At 68.0% G+C, this 26,721-nt stretch carries 27 protein-coding genes; 3 read left to right on the forward strand and 24 right to left on the reverse strand.

Translation table 11 applies throughout. From position 1 onward, the window contains the following. Window positions 1-174: 174 nt before the first annotated feature. The 13 genes from nusB to AC1C2R_RS17570 form a co-directional block, all read right to left on the reverse strand. The gene (gene nusB, locus AC1C2R_RS17510) at window positions 175-588 is read right to left on the reverse strand and encodes a transcription antitermination factor NusB (RefSeq protein ID WP_495353812.1); all 414 of its coding nucleotides are present in this window, start codon (window positions 586-588) and stop codon (window positions 175-177) included. Next, window positions 588-1,151, reverse strand: a complete 564-nt coding sequence (efp, locus tag AC1C2R_RS17515) for an elongation factor P (RefSeq protein WP_495353811.1) — start codon at window positions 1,149-1,151, stop codon at window positions 588-590. The genes nusB and efp overlap by 1 nt, the downstream gene beginning before the upstream one ends. Before the next feature lie 130 nt (window positions 1,152-1,281). After that, on the reverse strand, window positions 1,282-1,719 hold the full coding sequence (locus AC1C2R_RS17520; protein WP_495353810.1) for a type II 3-dehydroquinate dehydratase: 438 nt from the start codon (window positions 1,717-1,719) through the stop codon (window positions 1,282-1,284). Window positions 1,720-1,759: 40 nt separating this feature from the next. Next, window positions 1,760-2,845, reverse strand: a complete 1,086-nt coding sequence (gene aroB / locus AC1C2R_RS17525) for a 3-dehydroquinate synthase (protein WP_495353809.1) — start codon at window positions 2,843-2,845, stop codon at window positions 1,760-1,762. Continuing rightward, window positions 2,842-3,375, reverse strand: coding sequence for a shikimate kinase (locus AC1C2R_RS17530; protein WP_495353808.1), 534 nt, complete (start codon window positions 3,373-3,375; stop codon window positions 2,842-2,844). Before AC1C2R_RS17530 ends, aroB begins: the two co-directional genes overlap by 4 nt. Continuing rightward, window positions 3,353-4,573, reverse strand: a complete 1,221-nt coding sequence (gene aroC / locus AC1C2R_RS17535) for a chorismate synthase (protein WP_495353807.1) — start codon at window positions 4,571-4,573, stop codon at window positions 3,353-3,355. The genes AC1C2R_RS17530 and aroC overlap by 23 nt, the downstream gene beginning before the upstream one ends. A gap of 66 nt (window positions 4,574-4,639) precedes the next feature. After that, the gene (locus AC1C2R_RS17540; protein WP_495353806.1) at window positions 4,640-5,470 is read right to left on the reverse strand and encodes a shikimate dehydrogenase; all 831 of its coding nucleotides are present in this window, start codon (window positions 5,468-5,470) and stop codon (window positions 4,640-4,642) included. Then, complete coding sequence (mltG, locus tag AC1C2R_RS17545; RefSeq protein WP_495380763.1) at window positions 5,463-6,962, reverse strand: endolytic transglycosylase MltG; 1,500 nt, start codon at window positions 6,960-6,962, stop codon at window positions 5,463-5,465. Before mltG ends, AC1C2R_RS17540 begins: the two co-directional genes overlap by 8 nt. Then, window positions 6,959-7,435 carry a Holliday junction resolvase RuvX gene (gene ruvX / locus AC1C2R_RS17550; protein WP_495380764.1) on the reverse strand — a complete coding sequence of 159 codons (477 nt, stop codon included), beginning with the start codon at window positions 7,433-7,435 and terminating at the stop codon, window positions 6,959-6,961. The genes mltG and ruvX overlap by 4 nt, the downstream gene beginning before the upstream one ends. A gap of 5 nt (window positions 7,436-7,440) precedes the next feature. Next, window positions 7,441-10,098 carry an alanine--tRNA ligase gene (gene alaS, locus AC1C2R_RS17555; protein ID WP_495380765.1) on the reverse strand — a complete coding sequence of 886 codons (2,658 nt, stop codon included), beginning with the start codon at window positions 10,096-10,098 and terminating at the stop codon, window positions 7,441-7,443. A 69-nt stretch (window positions 10,099-10,167) separates the two neighbouring features. Then, window positions 10,168-10,371: a hypothetical protein gene (locus tag AC1C2R_RS17560; protein WP_495353802.1), complete on the reverse strand. Its 204-nt coding sequence runs from the start codon at window positions 10,369-10,371 to the stop codon at window positions 10,168-10,170. A gap of 147 nt (window positions 10,372-10,518) precedes the next feature. Beyond that, window positions 10,519-11,142 carry a 30S ribosomal protein S4 gene (gene rpsD / locus AC1C2R_RS17565; RefSeq protein ID WP_495353801.1) on the reverse strand — a complete coding sequence of 208 codons (624 nt, stop codon included), beginning with the start codon at window positions 11,140-11,142 and terminating at the stop codon, window positions 10,519-10,521. 217 nt (window positions 11,143-11,359) lie between these two features. Continuing rightward, window positions 11,360-12,808, reverse strand: coding sequence for a replication-associated recombination protein A (locus AC1C2R_RS17570; RefSeq protein WP_495380766.1), 1,449 nt, complete (start codon window positions 12,806-12,808; stop codon window positions 11,360-11,362). A 174-nt stretch (window positions 12,809-12,982) separates the two neighbouring features. On the opposite strand from AC1C2R_RS17570, the gene AC1C2R_RS17575 reads away from it, so the two are divergent. The 3 genes from AC1C2R_RS17575 to AC1C2R_RS17585 all read left to right on the forward strand — a co-directional run bounded on the left by AC1C2R_RS17575 (window position 12,983) and on the right by AC1C2R_RS17585 (window position 15,849). Continuing rightward, the gene (locus tag AC1C2R_RS17575) at window positions 12,983-13,771 is read left to right on the forward strand and encodes a peptidylprolyl isomerase (RefSeq protein ID WP_495353799.1); all 789 of its coding nucleotides are present in this window, start codon (window positions 12,983-12,985) and stop codon (window positions 13,769-13,771) included. Window positions 13,772-13,859: 88 nt separating this feature from the next. Continuing rightward, on the forward strand, window positions 13,860-15,092 hold the full coding sequence (locus AC1C2R_RS17580) for a DUF349 domain-containing protein (RefSeq protein ID WP_495353798.1): 1,233 nt from the start codon (window positions 13,860-13,862) through the stop codon (window positions 15,090-15,092). A 151-nt stretch (window positions 15,093-15,243) separates the two neighbouring features. Beyond that, on the forward strand, window positions 15,244-15,849 hold the full coding sequence (locus AC1C2R_RS17585) for a hypothetical protein (RefSeq protein ID WP_495353797.1): 606 nt from the start codon (window positions 15,244-15,246) through the stop codon (window positions 15,847-15,849). Here AC1C2R_RS17585 and AC1C2R_RS17590 read toward each other — a convergent pair. The 11 genes from AC1C2R_RS17590 to pdxS all read right to left on the reverse strand — a co-directional run bounded on the left by AC1C2R_RS17590 (window position 15,836) and on the right by pdxS (window position 26,692). Then, window positions 15,836-18,088 carry a RelA/SpoT family protein gene (locus tag AC1C2R_RS17590; RefSeq protein WP_495353796.1) on the reverse strand — a complete coding sequence of 751 codons (2,253 nt, stop codon included), beginning with the start codon at window positions 18,086-18,088 and terminating at the stop codon, window positions 15,836-15,838. The two genes, AC1C2R_RS17585 and AC1C2R_RS17590, sit on opposite strands and share 14 nt — an antisense overlap. A 75-nt stretch (window positions 18,089-18,163) precedes the next feature. Beyond that, window positions 18,164-19,183 (reverse strand): protein translocase subunit SecF, encoded by a 1,020-nt coding sequence (gene secF / locus AC1C2R_RS17595; protein ID WP_495353795.1) that lies wholly within the window; start codon window positions 19,181-19,183, stop codon window positions 18,164-18,166. Beyond that, window positions 19,183-20,925 (reverse strand): protein translocase subunit SecD, encoded by a 1,743-nt coding sequence (secD, locus tag AC1C2R_RS17600; protein ID WP_495353794.1) that lies wholly within the window; start codon window positions 20,923-20,925, stop codon window positions 19,183-19,185. The genes secF and secD overlap by 1 nt, the downstream gene beginning before the upstream one ends. A gap of 62 nt (window positions 20,926-20,987) precedes the next feature. Further along, entirely contained in the window at window positions 20,988-21,392 is a 405-nt protein-coding gene (gene yajC / locus AC1C2R_RS17605) for a preprotein translocase subunit YajC (RefSeq protein WP_495353793.1), read from the reverse strand. 71 nt (window positions 21,393-21,463) lie between these two features. Next, a complete protein-coding gene (ruvB, locus tag AC1C2R_RS17610) occupies window positions 21,464-22,543 on the reverse strand; it encodes a Holliday junction branch migration DNA helicase RuvB (RefSeq protein ID WP_495380767.1) in 1,080 nt (359 codons plus the stop codon). Next, window positions 22,540-23,160: a Holliday junction branch migration protein RuvA gene (gene ruvA, locus AC1C2R_RS17615; RefSeq protein WP_495353791.1), complete on the reverse strand. Its 621-nt coding sequence runs from the start codon at window positions 23,158-23,160 to the stop codon at window positions 22,540-22,542. Before ruvA ends, ruvB begins: the two co-directional genes overlap by 4 nt. Next, window positions 23,157-23,765: a crossover junction endodeoxyribonuclease RuvC gene (gene ruvC, locus AC1C2R_RS17620; protein WP_495353790.1), complete on the reverse strand. Its 609-nt coding sequence runs from the start codon at window positions 23,763-23,765 to the stop codon at window positions 23,157-23,159. Before ruvC ends, ruvA begins: the two co-directional genes overlap by 4 nt. Window positions 23,766-23,774: 9 nt before the next feature. Then, complete coding sequence (locus tag AC1C2R_RS17625; protein WP_495353789.1) at window positions 23,775-24,533, reverse strand: YebC/PmpR family DNA-binding transcriptional regulator; 759 nt, start codon at window positions 24,531-24,533, stop codon at window positions 23,775-23,777. 94 nt (window positions 24,534-24,627) lie between these two features. Next, a complete protein-coding gene (locus AC1C2R_RS17630) occupies window positions 24,628-25,158 on the reverse strand; it encodes a DUF1697 domain-containing protein (RefSeq protein ID WP_495380768.1) in 531 nt (176 codons plus the stop codon). After that, window positions 25,155-25,805 (reverse strand): pyridoxal 5'-phosphate synthase glutaminase subunit PdxT, encoded by a 651-nt coding sequence (gene pdxT / locus AC1C2R_RS17635; RefSeq protein ID WP_495380769.1) that lies wholly within the window; start codon window positions 25,803-25,805, stop codon window positions 25,155-25,157. Before pdxT ends, AC1C2R_RS17630 begins: the two co-directional genes overlap by 4 nt. After that, complete coding sequence (pdxS, locus tag AC1C2R_RS17640; protein ID WP_495353786.1) at window positions 25,802-26,692, reverse strand: pyridoxal 5'-phosphate synthase lyase subunit PdxS; 891 nt, start codon at window positions 26,690-26,692, stop codon at window positions 25,802-25,804. The genes pdxT and pdxS overlap by 4 nt, the downstream gene beginning before the upstream one ends. Between the last annotated feature and the right edge of the window lie 29 nt (window positions 26,693-26,721).

Raw genomic sequence — 26,721 nt, forward strand, 5'->3', positions numbered from 1 at the left:
ATTCTCGCGGCGTGGCGCCGGGTCTCGACGGACGCCGCCTTCCGCACGAACGCCGAACGCATCGGTTCGAGTCTTCGCAGCCACGATGGTCCGACCGAGGTCGTCGCTCACACGCTCGAACTCGTCGAGTCGAGCCGCTCGACCTGACCGCGCACCCCGCAGGGTGCCGCGGGGTCAGGCCTTCGAGTGCGAGATGGCCGCGAGCAGCCCGTTGACGAAACCGGCCGAGTCATCGGTCGAGAGCACGGTGGCCGCCTCGACGGCTTCGGAGATCGCCACGGCGTCGGGCACGGCGTCGTTGTGGGTGATCTCCCACACGCCGATGCGCAGGATCGCCCGGTCGACGGCGGGCATGCGCTCGATCGTCCAGCCGTGCGAGTTCGTCTCGATGAGCTCGTCGATCTCGGCGCGGTGGTCGACGATGCCGTCGACGATCTCGCGGGCGTACAGCCACGAAGCTGCTCGTTCAGGTTCCCCGACGGCTTTCTCCGCCTCGACGACCAGCATCTCCTCGACCGGCACTTGGCGCATGTCGGCGGAGTACAACATGTCGAGCGCGCGTTTGCGTGCTTTGGTTCGAGCGCTCACTAGTCGTTCACGCGGCCGAGGTAGTCACCCGTGCGGGTGTCGACCTTGACCTTCGTGCCGGTCTCGAGGAAGAGCGGCACCTGGATCTCATAGCCGGTCTCCACGGTGGCAGGCTTCGTGCCGCCCGTCGAGCGGTCGCCCTGCAGGCCCGGCTCGGTGTACGTGATCTCGAGCACGACCGATGCGGGCAGGTCGACGTACAGCGGGTTGCCGTTGTTCAGCGCGATCGTGACCGCCTGGTTCTCGAGCATGAAGTTCGCGGCATCGCCGACGACCGTGCCGGGCACGGTGATCTGGTCGTAGTCGCTCGTGTCCATGAACACGAATCCGTCGCCGTCGGCGTACAGGTAGGTGAAATCGCGGCGGTCGACGTTCTCGATCTCGATCTTCGCGCCCGCGTTGTAGGTGCGATCGACGGTCTTGCCGGTGACGACGTTCTTGAGCTTCGTACGCACGAACGCACCGCCCTTGCCGGGCTTGACGTGCTGGAACTCGATGACGTTCCAGAGCTGGCCGTCGATGGAGAGGACGACGCCGTTCTTGATGTCAGCGGTGCTTGCCATGCGTGTGTGTTCCATTCGGTAGCGAAGAGGCTCGGCCTGAGGCGGCCGCAGAAGTACAGTCGGTCGAGTTTAGTCGCTCGGTTCCAGCTGCGCCAATGCGAGCGGATGTCGCCCAGCAGGTGAGTGCGCGTCAGGCGTGACGCAGTACCCAGTCGACCGCGAGGCGATACGAATCGCCGCCGAAACCGGCGATGACGCCCGTCGCCACGCCCGAGATGACGCTCGTGTGGCGGAACGTCTCGCGCGTGTGCGGGTTCGACAGGTGCACCTCGACGAGCGGGATACCGGCCTGCTTCAGCTGCGCGGCGGCGTCGCGGAGTGCGTAGCTGTAGTGCGTGAACGCGGCCGGGTTCAACACGACGGGAAGCCGCCGATCAACGGCCTCGTGGATCCAGCCGATGAGTTCGGCCTCGTCGTCGCTCTGGCGCAAGTCGATCTCGACGTCGTCTGGTACGAAGCCGGCGAGCGAGGCACGGATGTCGACGAGGCTCTCGCTGCCGTAGACCTCGGGTTCGCGGGTGCCGAGCCGGCCGAGGTTCGGGCCGTTGAGCACGAGGATCGTCGTCATGCGAAAAGCCTAGCGTCGCGGCATCCGTCGCCCTGTTCGTTCAGGAGGCGATCTCCTGGTAGGCGGCGAAGAGGAGCGACTGGTCGGGCGCGAGCATCACGGTCGGTTTCGCGAGGTCGTCGAGCACGATGAACCGCAACTGGCCGGCGCGCGCCTTCTTGTCGCGCTGCATGGTGGCGAGCAACGTGTTCCACCGCCCGGCGGGATAGGAGGTCGGCAGGCTCAACAGGTCGAGCACCCGCTTGTGCCGGTCCGCGACCTCGTCGGAAAGGCGGCCGGAGAGGCGGCCGAGCTCGGCCGCGAACGACATGCCGACCGCGACGGCTGCGCCGTGCCGCCATTGGTACCGCTCGGCGTGCTCGACCGCGTGGCCGAGGGTGTGCCCGTAATTCAGGATCTCGCGCAGCCCCTGCTCGGTGAAGTCCTCGGAGACGACGTCGGCCTTCATCTGGATCGCGAGCTCGATGACGCGCCGGAACTCGGGGGTCGCCGGGTCGGTCGCGACCTCGGGGTCGGCCTCGATGATGTCGAGGATCTCGGGGTAGCGGAGGAAGCCCGCCTTCACGATCTCGGCGAAGCCGGCGAGGATCTCGTTCTTCGGCAGCGTGTCGAGCACGTCGAGGTCGCAGATCACCGCGGCGGGAGCGTGGAAGGCCCCGACGAGGTTCTTGCCCTCGTTGGTGTTGATGCCGGTCTTGCCGCCGACGGCCGCATCGACCATGCCGAGCACTGTGGTCGGCACCTGCACGACGCGCACTCCGCGAAGCCACGTCGCCGCGACGAACCCCGCGAGATCGGTGACCGCTCCCCCGCCGAAGCCGACGATCGCGTCGGTTCGAGTGAAGTCGGCCTGCCCGAGCACCTGCCAGCAGAACGCGGCGACCTCGACGCGCTTGCCGGTTTCGGCGTCGGGCACCTCGGCGAGCAGCACCTGGTACCGGTCGGAGAGCGCTTCGCGCAGCTCGGCGGCGCGGGCCCCGAGCGTCGCGGGGTGCACGATGAGCACTTTCGTCGGTGCCGTGCCGAGCGCCTCGCCGAGCTCGGCGATCACGCCCCGGCCCACGACCACGTCGTAACCCGATTCGCCGCCGACGCGGATGCTCGTTCGTGCCTCGTCTACTGTCATCGTGTTCCTCCGAAGTGCTCGGTGATGTCCTCGACGATCCGTGCGACCGAGCGGCGCGAGGTGTCGATGCCGAGATCGGCCAGTGCTGCGTAAATGGGGCGGCGCGCCTCGAGAATCGCCGTCCAGCGTTCGAGCCCGCCGTCGGCGAGAAGGGGACGATTGCCGCCGGCGAGTCTGGGGGCGACTGCCGCTGCCGAAACCTGGAGCCAGACTACGGGCAGGCCGGTCAGGTCGTCGCGAGTGTCGGCGTGCAGCACGGCGCCGCCGCCGACCGAGATGACCGCCTCCTCACGGAGCGCCTCGGCGACGACCTCGCGCTCGACGATGCGGAAGTACTCCTCACCCTCGCGTTCGAAGATCTCCTCGATCGGTCCGTAGCGCTCGACGATGCGCAGATCGGTATCGATGAACGGTGCACCGACGGATGCCGCGAGCCGCTGTCCGACCCGGGACTTGCCCGCGCCCATCGGGCCGACGAGCACGATCGGCAGGGCGAGGCGGCTCGTCTCAGACACCGTCTGCCGCGGCATCCGCCGACGCGACCGCCGTACGGAGGGTTTCGGGAATCGCCGCGAGGTAGGACTCGAGGTTGCGGCGCGTCTCGGCGACCGAGTCGCCGCCGAACTTCTCGAGCACCGCGTTCGCGAGCGTGAGGGCCACCATGGCCTCGGCGACGACGCCGGCAGCGGGAACGGCGACGACGTCGGAGCGCTGGTGGTGCGCTGCGGCGGCCTCCCCGGTTGCGACGTCGACGGTCGGCAGTGCGTGCGGGATGGTCGCGATCGGCTTCATGCCGGCTCGCACGCGCAATACGGTGCCGGTGGACATGCCGCCCTCGGTTCCGCCCGCGCGATCACTCGAACGCGAGATGCGCCCGTCTGCGACGTGCAGCTCGTCGTGGGCCGCAGAGCCGCGTCGTGTCGTCGTGAGGAAGCCGTCTCCGACCTCCACGCCCTTGATGGCCTGGATGCCCATGAGCGCAGCGGCGAGCTGAGAATCGAGCCGGCGGTCCCAGTGCACGTGGGAACCGAGGCCGGGCGGCACACCATAGGCGAGCACCTCGACCACGCCGCCGAGGGTGTCGCCCTCTTTGTGGGCGAGATCGACCTCGGCGACCATGGCGGCCGAGGTCTCAGGGTCGAAACAGCGCAACGGATCGCCGTCGAGCCGGTCGACGTCGTCTGGCGTGGGCAGCGGCCGCCCCTCGGGCACTCGCACCGGCCCGATCGCGAGGGTATGCGCGACGAGTCGGATGCCGAGTTCTCCGAGGAACGAGCGGGCGACGGCACCGAGCGCGACACGGGCGGCGGTCTCACGGGCGCTCGCCCGCTCGAGCACCGGCCTGGCCTCGTCGAAGCCGTACTTCTGCATGCCGACGAGGTCGGCGTGCCCCGGCCTCGGGCGAGTCAGCGGCGCTCCGCGACCGCGCCCGAGCTTGGCAGGGTCGATCGGCTCTGGGCTCATGACCTCTTGCCACTTCGGCCACTCCGTGTTGCCGATGCGCAGCGCGATCGGACTGCCGAGGCTCAGGCCGTGCCGCACGCCACCCGAGATCGCGAGTTCGTCTTGCTCGAACTTCATGCGAGCGCCCCGCCCGTAACCGAGTTTGCGGCGCGCGAGGTCGGCGCGAATATCGTCGAGCGAAACGGGGATACCGGCGGGAAGACCCTCGAGGATCGCGACGAGCTCAGGGCCGTGCGACTCTCCGGCAGTGAGCCAACGGAGCATGCTCCCATCCTTCCACAGGCTCACGCACGAGACTTGCGCATGACCTACGCGCGGGGACGTCCTCGATCAGCTGACGGCGTCGCGCATGACGGCGAGCACGCGCTCTTCATCGTCGAGGGCGATGCTCGGGTCGCCATGCACGAAGATGCGCACCTGGAGCAGCGCCTGGTGCAGGAGCATCCCCAGGCCATGCACGACCGTGCCACCGCCGGCGAGCCAGCTTGAAGCCAGCGGCGTCGGCCACGGATCGTAAGCGACGTCGAGCAGGGCGGCGTTCGAGATGAGCGCAGCGGATGCCGCGACACCGAGGTCGGAGGCGCCGGGAATCGTGCTCACCACCACCTCGCCTGCTTCGACCGCCGCGAGATCCGAGATCGCGCCTTCGATGACCTCGACGCCGAGCTGCGACCCGAGCTTCACGAGTGCCGCCGCCGCACCCGGCCGCCGCACGAGCACCTGCACGCGGCGCGCCCCGAGCTGCGCCATGGCGACGAGCGCCGATGCTGCGGTGGCGCCGCCACCGAGTAGCAGTCCGTCGGTGATCTCGTTCACGCCCACGTCGCGCAGGGTGCGCACGATGCCGCCCACGTCGGTGTTGAACCCTCGCCTGACTCCCTCATCGAAGAGCACAGTGTTCGCTGCTCCCGTGAGCGCCGCGACCTCATCGACGGTGTCGAGCAGCGGCAGCACCTCCTGCTTCAGCGGCATGGTCAGCGAGAGACCGCGCCACTCGCCCTCGCGGCTCGCGATGAAGTCACGCAGACCGGCCCCATGCATCTCGATCGCGCTGTACTGCCAGGGAAGACCGAGCAGTTCATAGGCGGCTCGGTGCAACGCCGGGCTCTTGGAGTGCGAGATCGGCGAGCCCAGCACGGCAAGCCGGCGGGGCTCATTCACAGTACGAGGCGTTCTCGTCTTGCGCGCACCATTCCTGCAGGCGTGCCACGGCGGCCTCGTGCTCGTCGACGGTTGTCGAGAAGACCGTCTCACCAGATTCGAGGTTCACCGGCACGAAGAACAGCCAACTGCCGTCCGCCGGGTGGATCGCGGCGTTGATGGCGACGTCGCCCGGGTTGCCGATCGGGCCGACCGGTAGACCGGGGTTCGCATACGTGTTGTACAGGTTCGAGGCGTCGGCCCGTTCCGCGTCGGTGGTCCAGACCGTGTGCGTGTTGCCGGTACCGTATGCCACGGTCGCGTCGGATTCGAGATTGATCCCCTGGTCGAGTCGGTTCTGGAATACACGCCCGACCTTCGGGAAGTCGGCGACGTTCGATCCCGCTTCGCGCTGCACGATCGAGGCGAGCACGATGGTGCGCCAGCGCTGATCGGCTGGCACCCCGGCCGTGTCGAGTGCTTCGAACTGACGATTCACGAGCGTCTGCAGCACGGTGTGCGCGTCGAGCCCCGGCTCGAGGGTGTACGTCGCCGGGAAGAGGAAGCCCTCGAGCGTCGTCGCTTCGGCCGGCAGCCCGTAGCTCGCGGGCGGCTCGGCCGCCGCCGCCTGCAGCTCTTCGATGGGCACGCCGGAGCCTTCGGAGATCGCGACGAGCGCGTCGGGCAGAGCCGTGCCCTCTGGAATCACGAAGGTGTTCTCGAGTTTGTTCGCAGGATCGACCAGGGCGTCGAGTGCTGCCTGCGCACTCATCCGCTCGGCGAGCTGATAGGCGCCGGGGTGGAACTCCGGCTCGGGGGTCTGCTCGAGCAGCAGATCGTAGAACGCGTCGTACGAGGCGGTGACGCCCTCATCGACGAGGTTCTCGGCGATGCTCGATCCGGTGTCGCCGTCGTGGATCATGAACACGACCTCGCCGGTTCCCGTGCCGGAGTAGTCGGCGGCCGGGGAGAAGCGCTCGATGAGCGCGTTGATCGGCCCCTGCAGGAAGAAGAATGCACCGGCGCCGAGCGCGATGACGACGATCAGGGCGACGAGGCATCCCCATGCACCGCGTTTCTTGGGCTTCTCGGGTTCGTAGGGGTCGGATGTCACGGCGCGGCGCTCCGCCCGCGACGGTCGCGCCGGCCCTGGTTCCTCGGGCGCCGGCGTCTCGGGCGCCGGCGTCTCGGGCGCTGCCGCAGCCCAGTCGTGCGTCGGTACCGGGCGTTCCGGTGGTGCTGCAGCCCAGTCCGGCATCGGTACCGGGCGTTCCGCCGTCGCGGCTTCCGCTTCGGCTGCGCGCCGTTGCTCCGCCTCGCGGGCCTCGCGCCGGGTCATCGGGCGGTCGTTTGCGCCGCCCTGGGGCGGCCCGGCGGAAGCGACGCCTGGTGCGGGCGCGGCATCCCTGCGACCCGGTGGCGACGTCGGCGGCTTGCCCGCGAGCATCGCGTGCCAGTCGGTTGCGGCGCGGGCGGCTGCGTCGTCGTTGTGCTCTGGGGGGAGCTGGGTCACAGGGGGGATGGCCCTTCGTCAGTGTCGATCGTGCGGCCGGGCGGGCGGCCAGAGGTGCGTTCAGCATCGATGGCGTGTTGCAAAATGATAACGGCTGCAACTTGGTCGACGATGGGACGCTGCTTGCGCGTCGACTTTCCCGCCGCACGAAGGGCCTGCTGGGCGCTCACGGTCGAAAGGCGTTCGTCGACCAGCCGCACGGCGGCTCCGCCGCTGGCGAGCCGTTCGGCGAAGGCCACCGCGTCGTCGGTCGACGGGGTCGCCGCACCCGAGAGCGACAGGGGGTTGCCGACGACGACCTCGATCACCTCGAGTTCGCGCGCGATGTCGAGGATTCGACTCACGTCGGCGTCACCGTCGGCTGCGCGGGGAACCGTTTCGATGGGGGTCGCGAGCAATGCCCCGGCGTCGCAGCGTGCCACACCGATGCGCGCTCTGCCGACGTCGACGCCGAGTCTCACCCCGAGTCGCACGAGCGCTACCCGCGAAGCGCCGAGCGCGCCGCATCGAGCGCCGCGGGGATCGCCGCGAGATCGCTGCCGCCACCCTGAGCGAGGTCGGGCTTGCCGCCGCCGCCGCCCCCGAGCACTCCGGCCATGGTTTTCGCGAGCGCACCGGCGTTCGCACCGGCATCGCGAGCGGCCGGCGAAGTCGCCACGATCGCCACTGGCTTGCCGCCGACCTCGGCGGTCAGTGCAACGACGGATGCCGCGTCGCCGAGCTGCGCCCGCACGGCGAGCGCAAGCGCGCGCAACTCGTCACCGGAGCCGAGCGCTCCGACGTTTTCGGCGACGAGCAGCACCTCTCCGGTGCGCACGGCCTTGGCTGCCAGAGCCGGCACACGGTCGTTCAGTGCCCGAGCCTCGAACGTCTGGATGCGCTTCTCGGCTGCTTTGAGGCTCGACACGAGCTCGCCGACACGGTCGACGAGATGCTCCGGCCGGGTCTTCAACGTCGAGGTGAGTTCGGAGACGAGCGCGCGCTCCGATGCGAACCGCCTGAACGCGTCGAGGCCGACGAGCGACTCAACGCGGCGATTCGAGGCGCCGACGGATGACTCGCTGACGATGTTGATGATGCCGACTTCGGAGCTCGTCGCCACGTGCGTGCCGGCGCAGAGCTCACGCGACCACGGGCCGCCGATGTCGACGACGCGCACGACATCGCCGTACTTCTCCCCGAACAACGCCATCGCACCGAGGGACTTCGCCTCATCGAGGGGCATCTCACGGGTGACGACCTGGAGGTTGTCGCGGATCGCGGCATTCGAGATCTCCTCGATCTCGCTGCGGGTCTCTGCAGACAGGGCTGAATTCCAGCCGTAGTCGAGACGGAGGTAGCCGGCTTTGTTGAACGAGCCTGACTGGTGGGCGTTCGGGCCGAGCACCTGCCGGAGCGCCGCGTGCACGAGGTGCGTGCCCGAATGCGCCTGAGTGGCGCCGCGACGGTACTGCTCGTCGACGAGCGTGGTCGCCGGCACGCCGACGCCGACTTCGCCGGAGGTCACCTTGACGGTGTGGCTGATGAGGCCCTTGATGGGCTTCTGCACATCGAGCACCTCGAGCTCGAAGCCGTCGCCGACGATGCGGCCCTGATCGGGCGCCTGTCCGCCCGACTCGGCGTAGAGCGAGGTCTCGGCGAGGATCACCTCTGCGGTCTGCCCGGCGGTCGCGAAGGGAACGGGCCGGCCGTCGACCAACAGGCCGAGAACCGTCGAGCCCGTGGCGAGCTCGGTGTAGCCGGTGAAGATGGTCTCGCCCTTGGCACGGAAGTCGGCGTAGACAGAGAGGTCGGCGAGCACCTTCTTCTTCGACTTCGCATCGGCCTTCGCGCGGGAGCGCTGCTCGGTCATGAGGGTGTCGAACGCGGCGCGATCGACGGCGAGGCCGGCTTCATCGGCCATCTCGAGGGTGAGCTCGATCGGGAAACCGTAGGTGTCGTGCAGGAGGAACGCGGTGTCTCCCGCGAGTTCGGCCCGCCCCGAACCCTTCGTCTTCGCGACGGCGAGGTCGAGGATCGACGTTCCCGCCGTAAGGGTGCGGAGAAAGGTCTCCTCCTCACCGATCGCGAGCTGTTCGATGTGCGCGTAGTCGGTCGCGACCTCGGGGTAGGCGGACTTCATCGCGTCACGGGACGCGGCGAAGAGTTCGCGGAACGTCGGGCCCTCGACGCCGAGGAGTCGCATGGCTCGGATGCTGCGGCGCAGGAGACGACGCAGGATGTAACCGCGTCCCTCGTTCGACGGGCTCACACCGTCGCTCATGAGCATGAGTGCCGAGCGCACGTGATCGGCGATGACGCGCATGCGCACGTCGTCGTCGTGGTTCGCGCCGTAACGGCGACCCGAGATCTCGGCCGCCCGATCGAGCACGGGACGCACCTGGTCGATCTCGTACATGTTGTCGACGCCCTGCTTGATGAACGCGACGCGCTCGAGGCCCATGCCGGTGTCGATGTTCTTCTTCGGCAGCTCTTTCACGATGCGGAAGTCGGTCTTCGACGTCACGTCATCGATGAGGTACTGCATGAACACGAGGTTCCAGATCTCGACGTACCGGTCGTCATCGGTCGCCGGGCCGCCGTCGATCCCGTACTCGGGGCCGCGGTCGAAGAAGATCTCCGAGCACGGGCCGGCCGGGCCGGGCTGGCCCGTATGCCAATAGTTCGTGTCTTTGCCGAGGCGCTGGATGCGCTCTTCGGGAAGACCCGCGATCGACTTCCAGAGCTGGATCGCCTCATCGTCGTCTTCGTAGACGGTCACCCAGAGGTCGTTCGGGTCGAAGCCGTAGCCGCCGGCATCCTCTGCGGTCGTGAGCAGCTCCCACGCCATGCGGATCGCGCCCTCTTTGAAGTAGTCGCCGAAAGAGAAGTTGCCGCTCATCTGGAAGAAGGTGCCGTGACGCGGCGTCTTGCCGACCTCTTCGATGTCGTTCGTGCGGATGCACTTCTGCACGCTCGTCGCCCGCGGGTACGGCGCGGGTACGAGCCCTGTGAGGTACGGCACGAAGGGCACCATGCCGGCGACCGTGAAGAGCAACGTCGGGTCATCGGACACGAGCGACGCCGAGGGCACGACGGTGTGTCCGCGCTCGGCGAAGAAGTCCAGCCAGCGCTGGCGGATGTCGGCAGTCTGCATGTTTCCGTTCTCAGTCTTGCCCGGGGCAGCCGGGCCATCAGATTCGCGTGCGGCTGAGGTCGCGTCGGCTCAGAGCGACGCGGGCGTTTCGCCCTGCTCGGCGCGGATCTCCGCGTCACGTGCGTGATAGCCCTCGGCGATCGCGTGACCGAAGGCGCGGGCCTTCGCATCCACTGTGGAGAAGAAGTCCCGCCCCTGCTTGGTCTGGTTGACCTGGTGCGCGACGGCGAATCCGGCCGCGACGCCGACGGTGAACCACAGAATGCTCTTCACGAGGTGTTCCTGCTCCCTGATCGATTTATCGCCGACGCGGTGCGCTCGGCACGCCTCGGACCAGTCTAGTGGCCGGGCACGAGCCCTCGCCGAGTACGCGACAGGGGCCGCGGGAAACCCCGCGACCCCTGTCGGAACTGCTCTGCGTCAGCGAGCGGCGTAGTACTCCACGACCAGCTGCACGTCACAGGTCACGGGGACCTCGACGCGCTTCGGACGACGGAGCAGCTTCACCTGGAGCTTGTCGAGCTCGACCTCGAGGTAGCCCGGGAGCTTGGGCAGCACGTCGACGTGACCGCCGGCGGCGGCGACCTGGAAGGGCTCGGTGCCCTCGCTGCGTGCCTTCACGTGCACGAGCTGGCCCGGCTTCACGCGGAACGAGGGGCGGTCGACGAGCTGACCGTCGACGAGGATGTGACGGTGCACGACGAACTGGCGGGCCTGCGAGATGGTGCGGGCGAAGCCGGCGCGCAGCACGATGGCGTCGAGACGCATCTCGAGCAGCTCGACCAGGTTCTCACCGGTCAGGCCGTCGGTGCGACGGGCCTCGTTGAAGGCGATGCGCAGCTGCTTCTCGCGAATTCCGTACTGGGCGCGCAGGCGCTGCTTCTCGCGAAGACGCACCGCGTAGTCGCTGTCCTGCTTGCGCTTGGTGCGGCCGTGCTCGCCCGGGGCGTACGGACGCTTCTCCATGTAGCGGGCGGCCTTCGGGGTGAGGGCGACGCCGAGCGCACGGGAGAGGCGGGTCTTGCTACGTGACTGGTTCGACACGAATGTCCTTTCGGAAGAATCTCAAGTGAATTTCACGGCGCGATCATGCGCCGAAAATCTGTGTCAGAGGGATTCGCCAAGGGTGCATCGGCTACAGATCGCACCCATTCGCCGGTGATCCTCTCGCAGCCGCGCTCGAGAATCAGGCTTCAGGCCAACGGAAATGATACCACGGGGCCCGGTCGCGACCCAACAGACCGCGAGCGTGCGATCGACATCAGCCCTCGCCCCGCACGATGCGACGCAGCTTCGCGAGTCGCGCCGACACCGCGCGCTCGTTGCCGTGCTCGGTCGGCTCGTAGTAGACGGCGCCGCGCAGCGAGTCGGGCAGATACTGCTGCTCGACCACACCGATCTCGTCGTTGTGCGGGTAGCGGTAGCCCTTGCCGTGCCCGAGCCGTTTGGCACCCGGGTAGTGCGCGTCGCGCAGGTGCTTCGGCACCCGGCCCGCCTTGCCCTCGCGCACATCGGCGATCGCCTGGTTGATGCCGAGGTAGGCGGCGTTCGACTTCGGCGCGGTCGCGAGATGTACCACGGCCTGTGCGAGGGGGATGCGCCCCTCGGGCATGCCGATGAGCTGCACGGCGTCTGCAGCGGCCACCGCGACGCCGAGCGCGCTCGGGTCGGCGAGCCCGATGTCTTCCGAGGCGAGCACGATGATGCGTCGGGCGATGAACCGTGGATCTTCGCCGGCCTCGATCATGCGGGCGAGATAGTGCAGCGAGGCGTCGACGTCGCTGCCTCTCACCGACTTGATGAACGCGCTGATGACGTCGTAGTGCTCGTCGCCGTTGCGGTCGTACCGCAGCAGTGCGCGATCGACGGCGCGCGCCACGATATCGGTGGTGATCACGGGCGTGACGGATGCCGCGGCATCCGCTTCACCGTCGCTCTCGTCGGCGTCGGCGCCCGCGGCTTCGCCCTCGTCATCGGCATCGCCTTCACCATCGGCGAGTTCGGCGGTCGCGGTCTCTGCGGCCGGAACCGACTGCGTCGCTGCGACCGCTGCCGCCTCGAGCGCCGTGAGGGCCCGCCGCGCATCGCCCGATGCGAGCCGGATGATGGCAGCGCGCGCCTCGGCGTCGAGCATCACTCGACCGCCCAGCCCGCGCGGATCGGCGACCGCGCGGTCGACGAGCACCCCGAGGTCGTCGTCGGTGAGGAGTTCGAGGGTCAGCAGGAGCGACCGCGACAGGAGCGGGGAGATCACCGAGAACGACGGGTTCTCGGTCGTCGCGGCGACGAGGATGACCCAGCCGTTCTCGACTCCTGGCAGCAGGGCGTCTTGTTGCGCCTTCGTGAAGCGGTGGATCTCGTCGAGGAAGAGCACCGTCGACAGCCCGTAGAGGTCACGGCTGGCACGTGCCTCTTCCATCACCTGGCGCACGTCGCGCACCCCGGCACTGACCGCGGAGAGTTCGACGAACTTGCGGCCGGAAGATCGCGCGATCGCCTGCGCGAGCGTCGTCTTGCCCGTGCCGGGCGGCCCCCAGAGGATCACGGAGACCGAGCCCGACTCCCCCGTGCGGTCGCCCGCGAGCGCCACGAGCGGAGAGCCGGGGGTCAGCAGATGCTTCTGCCCCGCGACCTCGTCGAGACTCGTGGGGCGCATGCGCACCGCGAGGGGGGTCGCGCCGGAGCGCAGCCCCGGGCCGGAATCCACCATGCGATCCAGCGTAGTCGCGGCATCCGACACCGGAACCGGACCAGGACCACGCCGCAGGCACCCCGCGACGTCCCCCGCGACGGCCGGGATCGCTACCTCGAACGGAGCGGCGATTGGTATGCGCACCGGCGCTTGCGTAGAGTCGGCTCGCAGGAGTCCCGAGAAGGAGCATGCGTGGCATCGAACGACCGGCTGGCGCGCGAAGAGCGAGCGCGCCTTCGCACCTACCAGGCACGCCAGGAAGTCCACACGCGAAAGCAGCGCCGGCGTACGCGCGACAACGTCATCGCGGTGCTCGCACTCGTGGTCGTGCTGGCCCTCGCGACGGGCGCCCAGCTCTTCTACTTCAGTGGCGGTCCGGGCACTCCCGAGCCCGTCGCGTCCGAGACGCCGACCCCGACCGCCACGCCGTCGGCCGACGAGAACCAGGGCGACGTGCCCTCGGCCGACCTCGCCGAAGGCCGCACGTGGACCGGCACGCTCACCCTCAACGAGATCCCCCTTGGCATCGAGCTCGATGGTGCGGCCGCTCCACAGGCCGTCTCGAGCGAGATCAGCCTCATCCAGACGGGCTTCTACACCGGCACGAGCTGCCACCGCCTCACGACGGAAGGCCTCTGGGTGCTGCAGTGCGGTGACCCGGCCGGTGACGGCAGCGGCGGCCCGGGCTACAGCTACGGTCCGGTCGAGAACGCGCCGGCCGATGCGCTCTACCCGGCCGGCACGATCGCGATGGCTCGCCAAACCGGCGCGGGCTACAGCCACGGAAGCCAGTTCTTCATCGTCTACGAGGACACGACACTCGATGCCGACGCGGCCGGCGGTTACACGATCATCGGTCACGTCACGAGCGGCCTCGACGAACTCCGGGCCGGCATCATCGACGCCGGCATCAGCGAGGCCGGTCAAACGGACGGCACCCCAGCGGTGCCGACCACGATCACCTCGTTCACCATCCAGTGACGGCCGGCCCCGCCATTCGGCGGTGCAATAGGCTTGATGCCGTCATCGCCGCCTGCGGGCGGCATCCGACCTATGACAGGGTGAGGCCGTGACCGATTCAGAGCAGCAACCGTGGGGCCGCGTCGACGAGACGGGTACCGTCTTCGTGCGCACGAGCGACGGCGAACGAGCCGTCGGGCAGTATCCCGACGGCTCGGCTGAAGAGGCACTGGCCTACTTCGAGCGCAAATACGCCGATCTCGCCGGGCAGGTGGGCCTGCTCGAGCAGCGCGTTCGGCGCGGTGCACCGGCAGCGGACGTCGCGAAAGCCGTCACCACGCTCCGATCCTCGGTCTCCACTGCCAACGCGGTCGGCGACCTCGAATCGCTCGCCCGTCGTCTCGAGGCGCTGTCTGGCACGACCAAAGAGCTGACCGAGCAGCAGCAGGCCGAGACGAAGGCCGCAGTCGCCGAGGCGGTCGCAGAACGCACCGCGATCGTCGAAGCCGCCGAGGCGCTCGCCGCCGGCGACCCGGCGAAGACGCAGTGGAAGCAGGCGACCGCAGAGCTCGACGAGCTGTTCGCCCGCTGGCAGAGCCACCAGCAAGACGGCCCCCGCCTGCCCAAGACCGAGGCCAACGAGCTGTGGAAGCGGTTCCGTGCTGCGCGATCGACGATCGAGACGCACCGCAAGGCGTTCTTCGCCGAACTCGACGCCGCGCACCGCGACGTGCGCACCCGAAAGCAGGCGCTCATCGAACGCGCCGAGGCACTCGCGCCTCGCGGCGCCGACGCAGTGGGCGACTACCGCAACCTGCTCGACGAGTGGAAGCTGGCCGGCCGCGCCGGCAAGAAGCTCGACGACGCGCTGTGGGCGAAGTTCAAGGGGGCGGGCGACGTGCTCTTCAACGCCAAGGCTGAGATCGACGCGCAGGAGGATGAGAGCTACCGCGCCAACCTCGACGAGAAGCTCGTGCTGCTGACCGAGGCCGAGACGCTCCTCACCGAGAAGGACCCGAAGCAGGCACGCGCCGCGCTGAACAAGCTGCAGCGCAAGTGGGATGACCTCGGCAAGGTGCCCCGTGATCAGGTGCGTGTCGTCGAAGATCGTCTGCGCAAGGTCGAGAACCACGTGAAGTCGCTCGAGGAGGAGCGCTGGCAGCGTGAAGACCCCGAGAAGAAGGCGCGGTCCGAGGGCATGCTCGGGCAGCTGCACGACGCCATCGAGAAGCTCGAGGCCGAGCTCGCCGTAGCAGAGGCTTCGGGCGACGCACAGGCCGAGGCATCCGCTCGCGAGGCGCTCGAGGCACGGCGCGCTTGGCTGAAGGCCGTCGGCGGCTGAGATCGGCAGGCGGCGGCGCAGGCGCCGCTACCGACTCGTGCGATCGATTCGCCCTCGATCGACTCGCCCTCGACCGTCGGCTGCACTCGCCGTTCTCCACAGATCGCGCACGGCCGAGCGATTCGCGGTACGGATGCTGCAGCATGAGGTCATGGCCAAGCTTCCGACGGTGCTCAGCACCGACGATCTCCCGCTCGCCGAGCTCTACGCTGCACGCATCGACGGTGAGCTGATCGCGATCGACGAGGTGTGGGCGCCTGTCGACGAGCCCGATCTACCATCGCTTCGCGCTTCTGCCGTGGCGCTGCGTGCGCCGCGTGCCCTCGTGATCGAGCGCTACTCAGCGGCCTGGGTGCACGGTGCGTTGCCCGCTCCCCCGGCGCTCGCACAGTTCTGCGTGCCGCGCACCTCGCGCATCGCGGTGATCTCGGCTCGACGCCTCGTCGTGCGAGAGGTGGTGCTGGCCGAGGCCGACATCGTGGACTTCCCGCATGCGCGATGCACCTCGGTCGTCCGCACGGCGTTCGATCTGTTGCGGGAACCTGGCCGCGACGACCTCCGGCCGGAGCAGGTCGTCGCCGAGCTCTGTGCTACCCGCGCCTGGCTGGTCGGCGAGCTCCGCGGCAGGTTCTCCGCAGCGAACCGGCTGCCCCATCGCGCGCTCGCGCTCGAACGGCTCGATCGCATCGGCATGAAGTTTCGCGCCATGGGCGACGACGCCGGTCTCACCGCCGCTTCGCCCGTCAGCCGTCGCTGACGCGATAGACGTCGTACACCGCGTCGATGCGACGTACCGCGTTCAGTACGCGGTCGAGGTGGGTCGTGTCGCCCATCTCGAATACGAAGCGGCTGAGCGCAAGCCGATCGGTGGAGGTCGACACGTTCGCCGAGAGAATATTGACGTGATGCTCCGAGAGCACTCTGGTCACGTCGGAGAGCAGTCCGGCCCGATCGAGAGCCTCGATCTGAATCTGCACGAGGAAGACGCTCTTCGAGCTCGGCGCCCACTCGACCTCGATCATTCGCTCGGGCTCTTGCATGAGCGATTGCACGTTGTGGCAGCTCGCCTGGTGCACCGAGACGCCCGCGCCGCGGGTGACGAACCCGACGATCTCGTCGCCCGGTACCGGCGTGCAGCATCGCGCGAGCTTGACGAGGATGTCTGGCGCACCCCGCACGAGCACCCCCGAATCCGATTGCCGCGGCAACGGCCGCGACCGCACGGGCATCGGCAGATCGGGCTCGTCGCCTTCGTCGACATCGCGCACGAGCGCGACAACCTTCTCGAGCACCGACTGGGTCGAGACGTGGCCCTCACCGACTGCTGCGTACAGCGATGACACGTCGTCGTAGCGCAGCTGGGCGGCGACCTCGGCGAAGGACTCCTGGCTCATGAGCTTCTGCAGCGGCAGGTTCTGCTTGCGCATCGCACGTGCGATCGAATCGCGACCCTGTTCGATGGCCTCGTCGCGGCGCTCTTTGGTGAACCACTGCCGGATCTTGTTGCGTGCGCGCGGGCTCTTGACGAAACCGAGCCAGTCTTTGCTGGGGCCCGAATCGGGGTTCTTCGAGGTGAACACCTCGACCACGTCGCCGCTCGACAACTCGCTCTCGAGCGGTACGAGCCGCCCATTGACCTTGGCGCCCATCGTGCGGTGGCCGACCTCGGTGTGAACGGCGTACGCGAAGTCGACCGGGGTCGCTCCAGCGGGCAGCCCGATCACTCGCCCCTTCGGGGTGAAGACGTAGACCTCTTTCGCCCCGATCTCGAATCGAAGGGAGTCGAGGAACTCGCCGGGATCGGCGGTCTCCGCCTGCCAATCGGAGATGTGCGCGAGCCAGGCCATGTCGGTCTCGTTCTGACCGGGCTTCTCCGCTGCACGACTCCCCGCCATGCGCTCCTTGTACTTCCAGTGCGCGGCGACGCCGTACTCCGCGCGCTGGTGCATGTCGTGGGTACGGATCTGGATCTCGACCGCGCGGCCCTTCGGACCGATGACGGTCGTGTGCAGCGACTGGTAGAGGTTGAACTTGGGGGTGGCGATGTAGTCCTTGAACCGGCCGGGCAGCGGGGTCCACCGGGCATGGATGGCACCGAGCACCGCGTAACAGTCACGCACGGAGTTCACGAGCACCCGAATGCCGACGAGGTCGTAGATCTCGTCGAAGTCGCGGCCACGCACGATCATCTTCTGATAGATCGAGTAGTACTGCTTCGGTCGGCCGACGACCTTGCCGCGGATCTTGCCCGTCTTCAGATCATCGGTGACGAGATCGATGACGTTCTGCACGAACTCTTCACGCTGCGGCGTGCGCTGCTTGACGAGACTCTCGATCTCGGCATAGAGCTTCGGATAGAGCACGGCGAAGGAGAGGTCTTCGAGCTCCCACTTGATCGCCTGGATACCGAGTCGGTGCGCGAGCGGTGCGTAGATCTCGAGCGTCTCGGTCGCCTTGCGTGCAGCCGATGCGGCCGGGACGAAGCCCCAGGTGCGTGCGTTGTGCAGCCTGTCGGCGAGTTTGATGATGAGCACCCGGATGTCTTTCGACATCGCGACGATCATCTTGCGAACGGTCTCGGCCTGCGTCGAGTCGCCGTACTTGACCTTGTCGAGCTTCGTGACCCCGTCGACGAGCATCGCGATCTCGTCGCCGAAGTCGGCCCGCACCTGGTCGAGGGTGTACGCGGTGTCTTCGACGGTGTCGTGCAGCAGGGCTGCGGCGACGGTCTTCGAACCGATGCCGAGGTCGGCGAGGATCTGCGCGACCGCGATCGGGTGTGTGATGTACGGCTCACCGCTTTTGCGCTTCTGACCTTCGTGCGCGCGTTCAGCGACCGTGTACGCGCGCTCGATGAGTGAGAGGTCGGCCTTCGGGTGGTGCATGCGCACCGTGCGCATGAGCGTGTCGACGGCACCGGAAGGCTGAGCCTTCGAGAAGATGCGGGGTACCAGACGGCGCAGCGATGCCGTCGAGTTGACACCCGTCTCCGTCATCGATCACCTCCGAAACTCAATTATCGCCGCTCCGGAGGCCTCGACATGCCATATGGCGCACGCCGAACGCGAACATCATGCGGTGGGCAGCGCCTCGGCCCCATTCGAAACGGATGTCGCGCGCTCGCGCTCCTTCAGCACCTTCTGGTCGTGACGGCTGATCGCCGGCTCCCCCTCGCGGAGCTGCGAATACAGCGGAGCCGCGACGAAGACCGTCGACCACGTGCCGACGAGGATGCCGATCAGAAGTGCGAGCGAGATGTCGCGCAGTGTGTCAGCACCTAGGACGCCCGCACCGATGAAGAGGATCGCCGCGACCGGGAGCGCAGCCACGACGCTCGTGTTGATCGAGCGCACAAGAGTCTGGTTGACCGCGAGGTTCACGGACTCCGCGAACGTACGGCGGGACTCCTGACCGTCTTCGGCGGTGTTCTCGCGGACCTTGTCGAAGACCACGACGGTGTCGTAGAGGGAGTAGCTGAGGATCGTCAGGATGCCGATCGTCGCTGCCGGGCTGATCTCGAAGCCGACCGCGGCGTAGATGCCCACGGTCACGACGAGGTCGCCGATCAGCGCGAGGATCGCCGCGAGCGACATCTTCCAGGTGCGGAAGTACAGCGCCATGATGATGCCCGCGAGCAGGAGGAAGGCGACGAGGCCGACGAGCGCCTGCCGGGTGACGTCCGCACCCCAGCTGGGTCCGATGAACGAGGAGGTGACCTCGGACTCGGGAACGTCGTAGGCCTCGGCGAGAGCACCGGTCACGTCCTGCGAATCAGATTGGTCGAGCTGGTCGGTCTGCACACGCACACCGGTGCCGCCGACGATCGCGACATGCACCTCGGCGTCGGGAACAACGGAGTGCACCGCCTCGATGGCGGGCTCAGCCGTGGCGTTCTCGACCTCAGCGATCTGGAACTGGGATCCGCCGCGGAACTCGATGCTGAAGTTGATGCCGGTGAGGAGCGGCACGACGATCGACAGCAGGATCAGGATGCCCGCGATCGTGTACCACTTCTTGCGGCCTCCGACGAAGTTGAAGGAGCGCTTGCCGGTGTAGAGGTCGTTGCCGAAGGTCGTGAGACGGTTCGCCATCAGGACTCCTTCCCTTCGTCGGACGAATCGGAGGCGCCGACTGCTGCAGATGCCTTCCGTTCGGCGATCGTCTGACGGCGCTGCGCTTCTTTGGCGCTTGCCGCGGTCTTCTTCGCCGGCTGTCCGACGGGCTTGCGGAACTCGGCACGACCGCGGTACACGGCTCCAAGTGCGTTCGGGTCGAGGCCCGACCAGGAGTTGCCGCTGGAGAAGAAGCGGGTCTGCGCGAGCAGCTGCAGCATCGGATGCGTGAACAGGATGACCACGACGACGTCGATGATCGTGGTGAGTCCGAGTGTGTACGCGAAGCCCTTGACGCTGCCGACGGCGAGCACGAAGAGCACGACGGCCGCGAGCAGGTTGGTGGCCTTCGACGCGAGCACGGTTCGGAATGCGCGCTTCCAACCGGCCTCGACCGCACCGACGAGTGGCCTGCCGTCGCGGAGTTCGTCTCGAACGCGTTCGAAGTAGATGATGAACGAGTCGGCGGTGAAGCCGATGGAGACGATGAGGCCGGCGATGCCGGCAAGCGACAGGCGGTATCCCTCACGCCACGACAGGATCGTGATCATCAGGTAGGTGATGATGCCCACGATCACGAGCGAAGCGATGGTAACCGACGCGAGAGCGCGGTACTGGAAGATCGTGTAGATCACCACGAGGATGAGGCCGATGAGGCCGGCGATCAGGCCGGACTGCAACTGCGAGGTGCCGAGGGTCGGCGAGATCGTGTCGGAGGACTGCACCGTGAAGCTGAGAGGCAGCGCGCCGAACTTCAACTGGTCGGCGAGCGACTTCGAGGACGCCTGGTCGAAGTCGCCGGTGATCTGCGGCTTGCCGTCGGTGATCGCGCCGTTCATCGAGGGTGCAGTGAGCACAGCGCCGTCGAGCACGAACGCGAACTGGTCGCGCGGCGTCTGGCCCTGAAGGCCGTACAGGCGGGTGCTGACCGCGGCGAAGTCTTCGGTGCCCTGTTCGTCGAAGACGATGTTCACGGCCCACTGGCCGGTCGTCGCGCCGGTCGAGGTCTGCACCATGCCGTTGGTGGCGTCGACGATGTTCTCGCCGCTCGCCTCCACAGGGCCGAGCAGGTACTTCGCCGTACGATTCACATCGCAGGTGACCAGCGGTTCATCGGCAGGTGCGACGTTCGTCGACGCCTCGTCGAGCTGCGAGCAGTCGAAGTCGTCGAACTGCTGCTGCAGCGCCGGCGTGATCCACGAGGGGTCGCTGCCATCTGTCGGCACTGCAGTCGGCGTCGACTCGAGCTCTTCGGCGGGCGCTTCAGTCGGCGACGGGCTCGCGCTGGGATCGGCCGAGGTCGTGGTCGCCGCGTCGGCGAGCAGCACAGCTCGGAGCTCGAGCTTCGCTGAGGCCTGGATACGGGCACGGGTCTGGTCGTCGAGTTCGCCCGGAATGCGGACGACGACGTTGTCACCCTCGGTGTTGATCTCCGCCTCGGCCACACCGGACGCGTCGACGCGCTGACGGATGATGGAGACGGCCTGATCGAGCTGCTCCTGCGAGACGTCCGCCCCGGTCTCGACCTTCGGCGCCAGTATGATCTGCGTGCCGCCCTCGAGGTCGAGCGCGAGCTTCGGTGCCCACGACCCGTCGCCCCAGATGACACCGGCTGCGTTGATGCCGAAGAGCAGAGCGATGATGATGCCCAGCCAGGTGAGTGATCTCCATGCCTTGCGCACAGGGGTCGGCCGGGATGACCGCTTCGATGGTGCAGCCACGTGCTCCGCTTTCTCTGCAGGAGCCCGCGCGACAGCGCGCGGGCCCAGCCTCGGGGTGAGTCTTAGTCGTCCGACTTCTTGGTGTCGGGCGTCTCGTCGGTCGTGTCGCCGGGAGTCGCATCGGGCGCGGAGTCGGCAAGGCGCTCTCCGAACTCGGGCTCGCCGTCGACGGATGCCACGGTCGCATCGACATCGTCGACCTTGGGCTCGACGACGCGGGCGATCGTCTGACGGTGCACGGTGAGGATCGTGCCCGGCGAGGTCTCGAGCAGCACCTGGTTCTCTTCTTCGTCCATCGAGAGGATGGTGCCGAAGACGCCGAAGTTGGTCATCACCTTCGCGCCCGGCTGCACCTTCGACTGCAGCTGCTCGGCGTCAGCCTTGCGCTTACGCGAGTTGCGGAACATGAAGAAGATGAGCACCGCCAAGACGGCGAGCATGATGATGGTGAACGGATCGAACGTCATGAGGGGGAGGTACCTTCCGGGGTGCGGCGCGCGCACGAAGTCATCGGTGCTGAGTGGTCAGCCTCAATGGATTATAGGTCATCGATCGGAAGAGCCGTTGCCGAGTCGGGTGCATTCGCGGCGAGACCGAAGTGCCGCCACGCCTCGGGGGTCGCCACTCGGCCCCTCGGGGTGCGGGTGATGAGCCCGATGCGCACGAGGAACGGCTCGACCACCGCTTCGATGGTCTCCGCCTCTTCGCCGACCGACACGGCGAGCGTGTTCAGCCCGACGGGGCCTCCGCCGAACCGCGTGAGGATCATCTCCATGACAGCCCGGTCGAGCCGATCGAGCCCCAGCGGGTCGACGTCGTAGAGCTCGAGCGCCGCGCGCACCGCCGTGATGTCCGCCTTGATCGCCCGCCCAGAGTCTGCCGAAGGGTGCACGAGCGCGTAGTCGCGCACGCGCCGCAGCAGGCGGTTCGCGATGCGCGGCGTGCCCCGGCAACGGCCCGCGATCTCGGCGAGTGCCTCACGGTCGACGTCGAGTCCGAGCATCGTGCCCGCACGCGCGAGCACCTGTTCGAGTTCGGCCTCGTCGTAGAACTCGAGGTGCGCGGTGAAGCCGAACCGGTCACGGAGCGGGTTCGGCAGCAGGCCGGCGCGAGTGGTGGCCCCCACGAGCGTGAACGGTGACAGGTCGAGCGGCACGGACGTCGCTCCGGCCCCCTTGCCCACCATGATGTCGATGCGGAAGTCCTCCATCGCGAGATAGAGCATCTCTTCAGCCGAACGCGCCATGCGGTGGATCTCGTCGATGAAGAGCACCTCACCGGGCACGAGCGAGCTGAGGATGGCGGCGAGGTCGCCGGCGTGCTGGATCGCCGGCCCGCTCGACATGCGCAACGGCCGGCCGCCCTCGTACGCCACGATCATCGCGAGCGTCGTCTTGCCGAGCCCTGGAGGGCCGGCGAGCAGGATGTGGTCGGGTGTGCGCTGCTGCAGGGTCGCGGCAGTGAGCAGCAATTGCAGCTGACCGCGCACCCGCGTCTGCCCGACGAACTCGCCGAGGCTCTTCGGACGCAGCGCGCCCTCGAACGCGAGTTCGGCCTCGGAGGCGAGCACCGGGTCGGTGAGGTCGAGCTCACCGCCGTCGAGATCGTTCTGGCTCATCGCGAACGACCCGCCTGGTGCGCCGGCCCCAACCGGGCGAGCGTCAGCCGTAGCAGCGTGGGCACGGACGTCGCTTCGAGGTCGGATGCCGCGGCGACCGTCTCGTCGACGGCCTCGGCCGCGACCCGCTCCGACCAGCCGAGGCCAGTGAGCGCTGCGAGGACGCTGTCGCCGGCGCTGCCTGCCACGATCGTGGTCTGCGGCGTCGCCGTCACTGCAGCGATGAGCTTGCCGGCGAGCGAGACGGTGATGAGTTTCGCCGTTTTCGGACCGATGCCGCTGACCTTGCGGAAGACGGCGTCGTCGTCGCGCTGCACGGCCTCGGCGATCTGGCCGGGCGAGAGCGACGACAACACACCGAGCGCCGATTTCGGTCCGACACCGGTGACGCCGATCAGCAGGTCGAAGACCTCGAGCTCGTCTCGGGTCGCGAAGCCGAAGAGGGTCAGCGAGTCTTCACGCACGATGAGCGTGGTGTGCACGGATGCCTCGTGGCCCTCGCGCACCGAGAGGGCGAACGCAGGGGTCGTGTTGACGTGGAAGCCGACCCCGCCGACCTCGATCACGACCGAACCACCGGCTGCTGCGAGCACGCGGCCACGAAGAGAAGAGATCACCGCTTCAGCCTACGGGCCGCCCCCGACACGGCGGCAGAGCGTTCAGCGGCGAGCCACGCTCGCTGCGCCGGCGTGAGCGCCGAGTCGTCGACGGACGCGTCGGCGCTGTCGCGCACGGCGGCCCCGGCGACTCCCCCGGTGCGCCAGGCGTGACAGATCGCGAGGGCGAGCGCGTCCGCGGCATCCGCTGGTTTCGGCACCTCGGCGAGGCCGAGGATGCGCGCCACCATGGCCCCGACCTGCTTCTTGTCGGCTCGACCGTAGCCCGTGATCGCGGCCTTGACCTCGCTCGGGGTGTGCAGAGCGACCGGGAGCGCCCGGCGAGCGGCGATCAGCATCGCGACGCCCGAGATCTGGGCGGTGCCCATGATCGTCGAGACGTCGCTGCGCGCGAAGACCCGCTCGAGTGCGACGGCCTGCGGCCGATGCTCCTCGATGATCGCTTCGAGTCCCTCGGCGATGCGCGCGAGCCGGCGTGGCGTATCGAGGTCGGCGGGCGACCGCAGCACCACGACGTCGACGAGGCGCGCCGTGCGGTTCGGATCGACGTCGACCACACCCACGCCGCATCGCGTGAGGCCGGGGTCGATGCCGAGCACGCGCACGGCGATCGGCTACTCCGCCTCGAGCTCGGCCTGCACCTCGGGGGTGAGGTCGAGGTTGCTGTAGATGTTCTGCACGTCGTCGCTGTCTTCGAGCGCATCGATGAGCCGGAACACCTTGCGGGCGGTCTCGGCATCGACCTCGACCTTGATCGACGGCACGAACGCGGCATCCGCCGAGTCGTAGTCGATGCCGGCCTCTTGCAACGCACTGCGCGCCGCGACCATGTCGGACGCCTCGGTGATGACCTCGAAGGTGTCCCCCTCGTCGGTGACCTCTTCAGCACCGGCATCGAGCACCGCGCCGAGCACGTCGTCTTCGGTGAGGCCGTCGGTCTTGCCGACGACGATGAGGCCCTTGCGTGCGAAGTTGTAGGCGACCGAACCCGGGTCGGCCATCGTGCCGCCGTTGCGGGTCATCAACGTGCGCACTTCTGCGGCCGCACGGTTCTTGTTGTCGGTGAGGCACTCGATGAGCAGAGCCACGCCGTGGGGGCCGTACCCCTCGTACATGATCGTCGTGTACTCGATCGACTCACCAGTGAGCCCGGCGCCCCGCTTGACGGCGCGATCGATGTTGTCGTTCGGAACAGAGGTCTTCTTCGCCTTCTGCACGGCGTCGACGAGGGTCGGGTTGCCGGAGAGGTCGGCGCCGCCCATCTTCGCGGCGACCTCGATGTTCTTGATGAGCTTCGCGAACGACTTCGCACGGCGCGAGTCGATGATCGCCTTCTTGTGCTTGGTCGTCGCCCACTTGGAATGCCCGGACATGCGTCTCCTGAATCGAATCCTCGCGCGGCCGGGTCGCGGCTCGCGCGCCACCATTCTAAGTCAGCGACAGCCGCTTCCTGAGCTTGGCGAAGGATCAGGCGAGCAGCTTCACGAGAGTGCGCAGATTGCGGTTCGTCGTCGTGGGCCTGAAGCGCGTCTTCGCAGCGAGCTTCGCGAACGCGCTGTCGACGCCGCGCTCACGGCGGTTGTGCCAGTAGATCACGCCGTCTCCTGGCGCGATCACATCGTCGGCGGCATCGAGGTCGACCGCGACGGCGACGAGATCGGTGAGGTGCTCGGCATCCGAGCCGAAGAGCACGTACGGATGCCACCCCTCGCGCGTCGCATCGAAGGGAAACGCCGCGACGATCCGCTCGAGTTGCTCCCGGTTGATGAGCACGATCCATGCTTCGTACCCGAAACGCTCGCCGAGCGCCTGCTCGATCTGCCTCTTCAGGGCATCGGATGTCGCGGCATCCGCCGTCTCGAATGCGATGTTGCCACTCGCGAGAACTGTGCGCACTCCCCCGAAGCCGAGACGCTCGAAGAGTTCGCGCAACTCGGCCGACTTCACCGTGATGCCGCCGACGTTGATTCCACGGAGCAGCGCGATGTACCCGGTCATTCCCCTAACCTACGAGCCGTGACCTTGCCGAGGAAGTACTCGTGGAAGCGGTACTCCCCCGCGATCTCCGGGTGGAAGCTCGTGCCGAGCAGATTGCCCTGTTCGACGGCGACCACGCGGCCGTCGGAGAGCGTGGCGAGCGGAGTCGCCGCATCGCCGACCGATTCGACGACAGGCCCGCGGATGAAGACCGCGTGCACCGGCTCCTCGCCGAGCGCGGGGACGTCGAGGTCGGTCTCGAACGACTGGTTCTGCGATCCGAAGGCATTGCGGCGCACGACGACATCGAGCCCGCCGAGCGACTCCTGCCCGGCGATCGCATCGAGCACGGTGTCGGCGAGCATGATGAGGCCCGCGCAGGTTCCGTAGACGGGCAGTCCAGACGCGATCGCCGCCCGCAACGGCGCTTGCAGACCGAACATGCGCGCGAGTTTGTCCATGACGCTCGACTCGCCGCCGGGGATCACGAGGCCGTCGATCGCGTCGATCTCCTCTGGGCGCCGCACGAGGGAGACCTCGGCGCCGAGCTTGGCGAGCACGTGCGCATGCTCGCGGAAGTCACCCTGGAGGGCGAGCACTCCGACGCGGGGCCCGGCCGAAGCCGGCCGCCGCGCGTCGAGGGAATCGCTCCGAAGGTTGCTCGTCACCAGCCGCGCTCGGCCAGACGGTGCGGGGCGGCGAGGTCGGCGACGTTGATGCCCACCATGGCTTCGCCGAGTCCGCGTGAGACCTCGGCGATGACCGAGGGGTCGTCGGAGAAGGTGGTCGCCTTGACGACGGCAGCAGCACGCGCCTCGGGGTTGCCCGATTTGAAGATGCCAGAGCCCACGAAGACGCCGTCGGCGCCGAGCTGCATCATCATCGCGGCATCCGCCGGGGTGGCCACGCCGCCCGCGACGAAGAGCACGACCGGGAGCTTGCCGGTCTCGGCGACCTCGAGCACGAGTTCGTAAGGCGCCTGCAATTCTTTCGCAGCGACGTAGAGCTCGTCGCGCGACATCGACTTCAGCTGGTTGATCTCGGAGGAGATCTTGCGAATGTGCTTGGTCGCCTCCGAGACGTCGCCGGTGCCGGCCTCGCCCTTCGAGCGGATCATCGCGGCGCCCTCGTTGATGCGGCGCAACGCCTCGCCGAGGTTCGTCGCCCCGCAGACGAAGGGGGTGTTGAACGCCCACTTGTCGATGTGGTTGACGTAATCGGCCGGCGAGAGCACCTCGGACTCGTCGATGTAGTCGACGTCGAGCGCCTGCAGCACCTGCGCCTCGACGAAGTGGCCGATGCGGGCCTTCGCCATGACGGGGATCGACACCTCGGCGATGATGGCGTCGATCAGGTCGGGGTCGCTCATGCGGGCGACGCCGCCCTGAGAACGGATGTCGGCGGGCACGCGCTCGAGCGCCATGACGGCGACGGCGCCGGCATCCTCGGCGATGCGCGCCTGCTCGGCCGTGACGACGTCCATGATGACGCCGCCCTTCAGCATCTCGGCGAGGCCGCGCTTCACGCGGCTCGAACCCGTTTCGGATACGGTCACAGGGAATCCTTTCGGACGAGCGCGCGCTC

This window comes from Agromyces sp. Y182, from assembly GCF_059445385.1.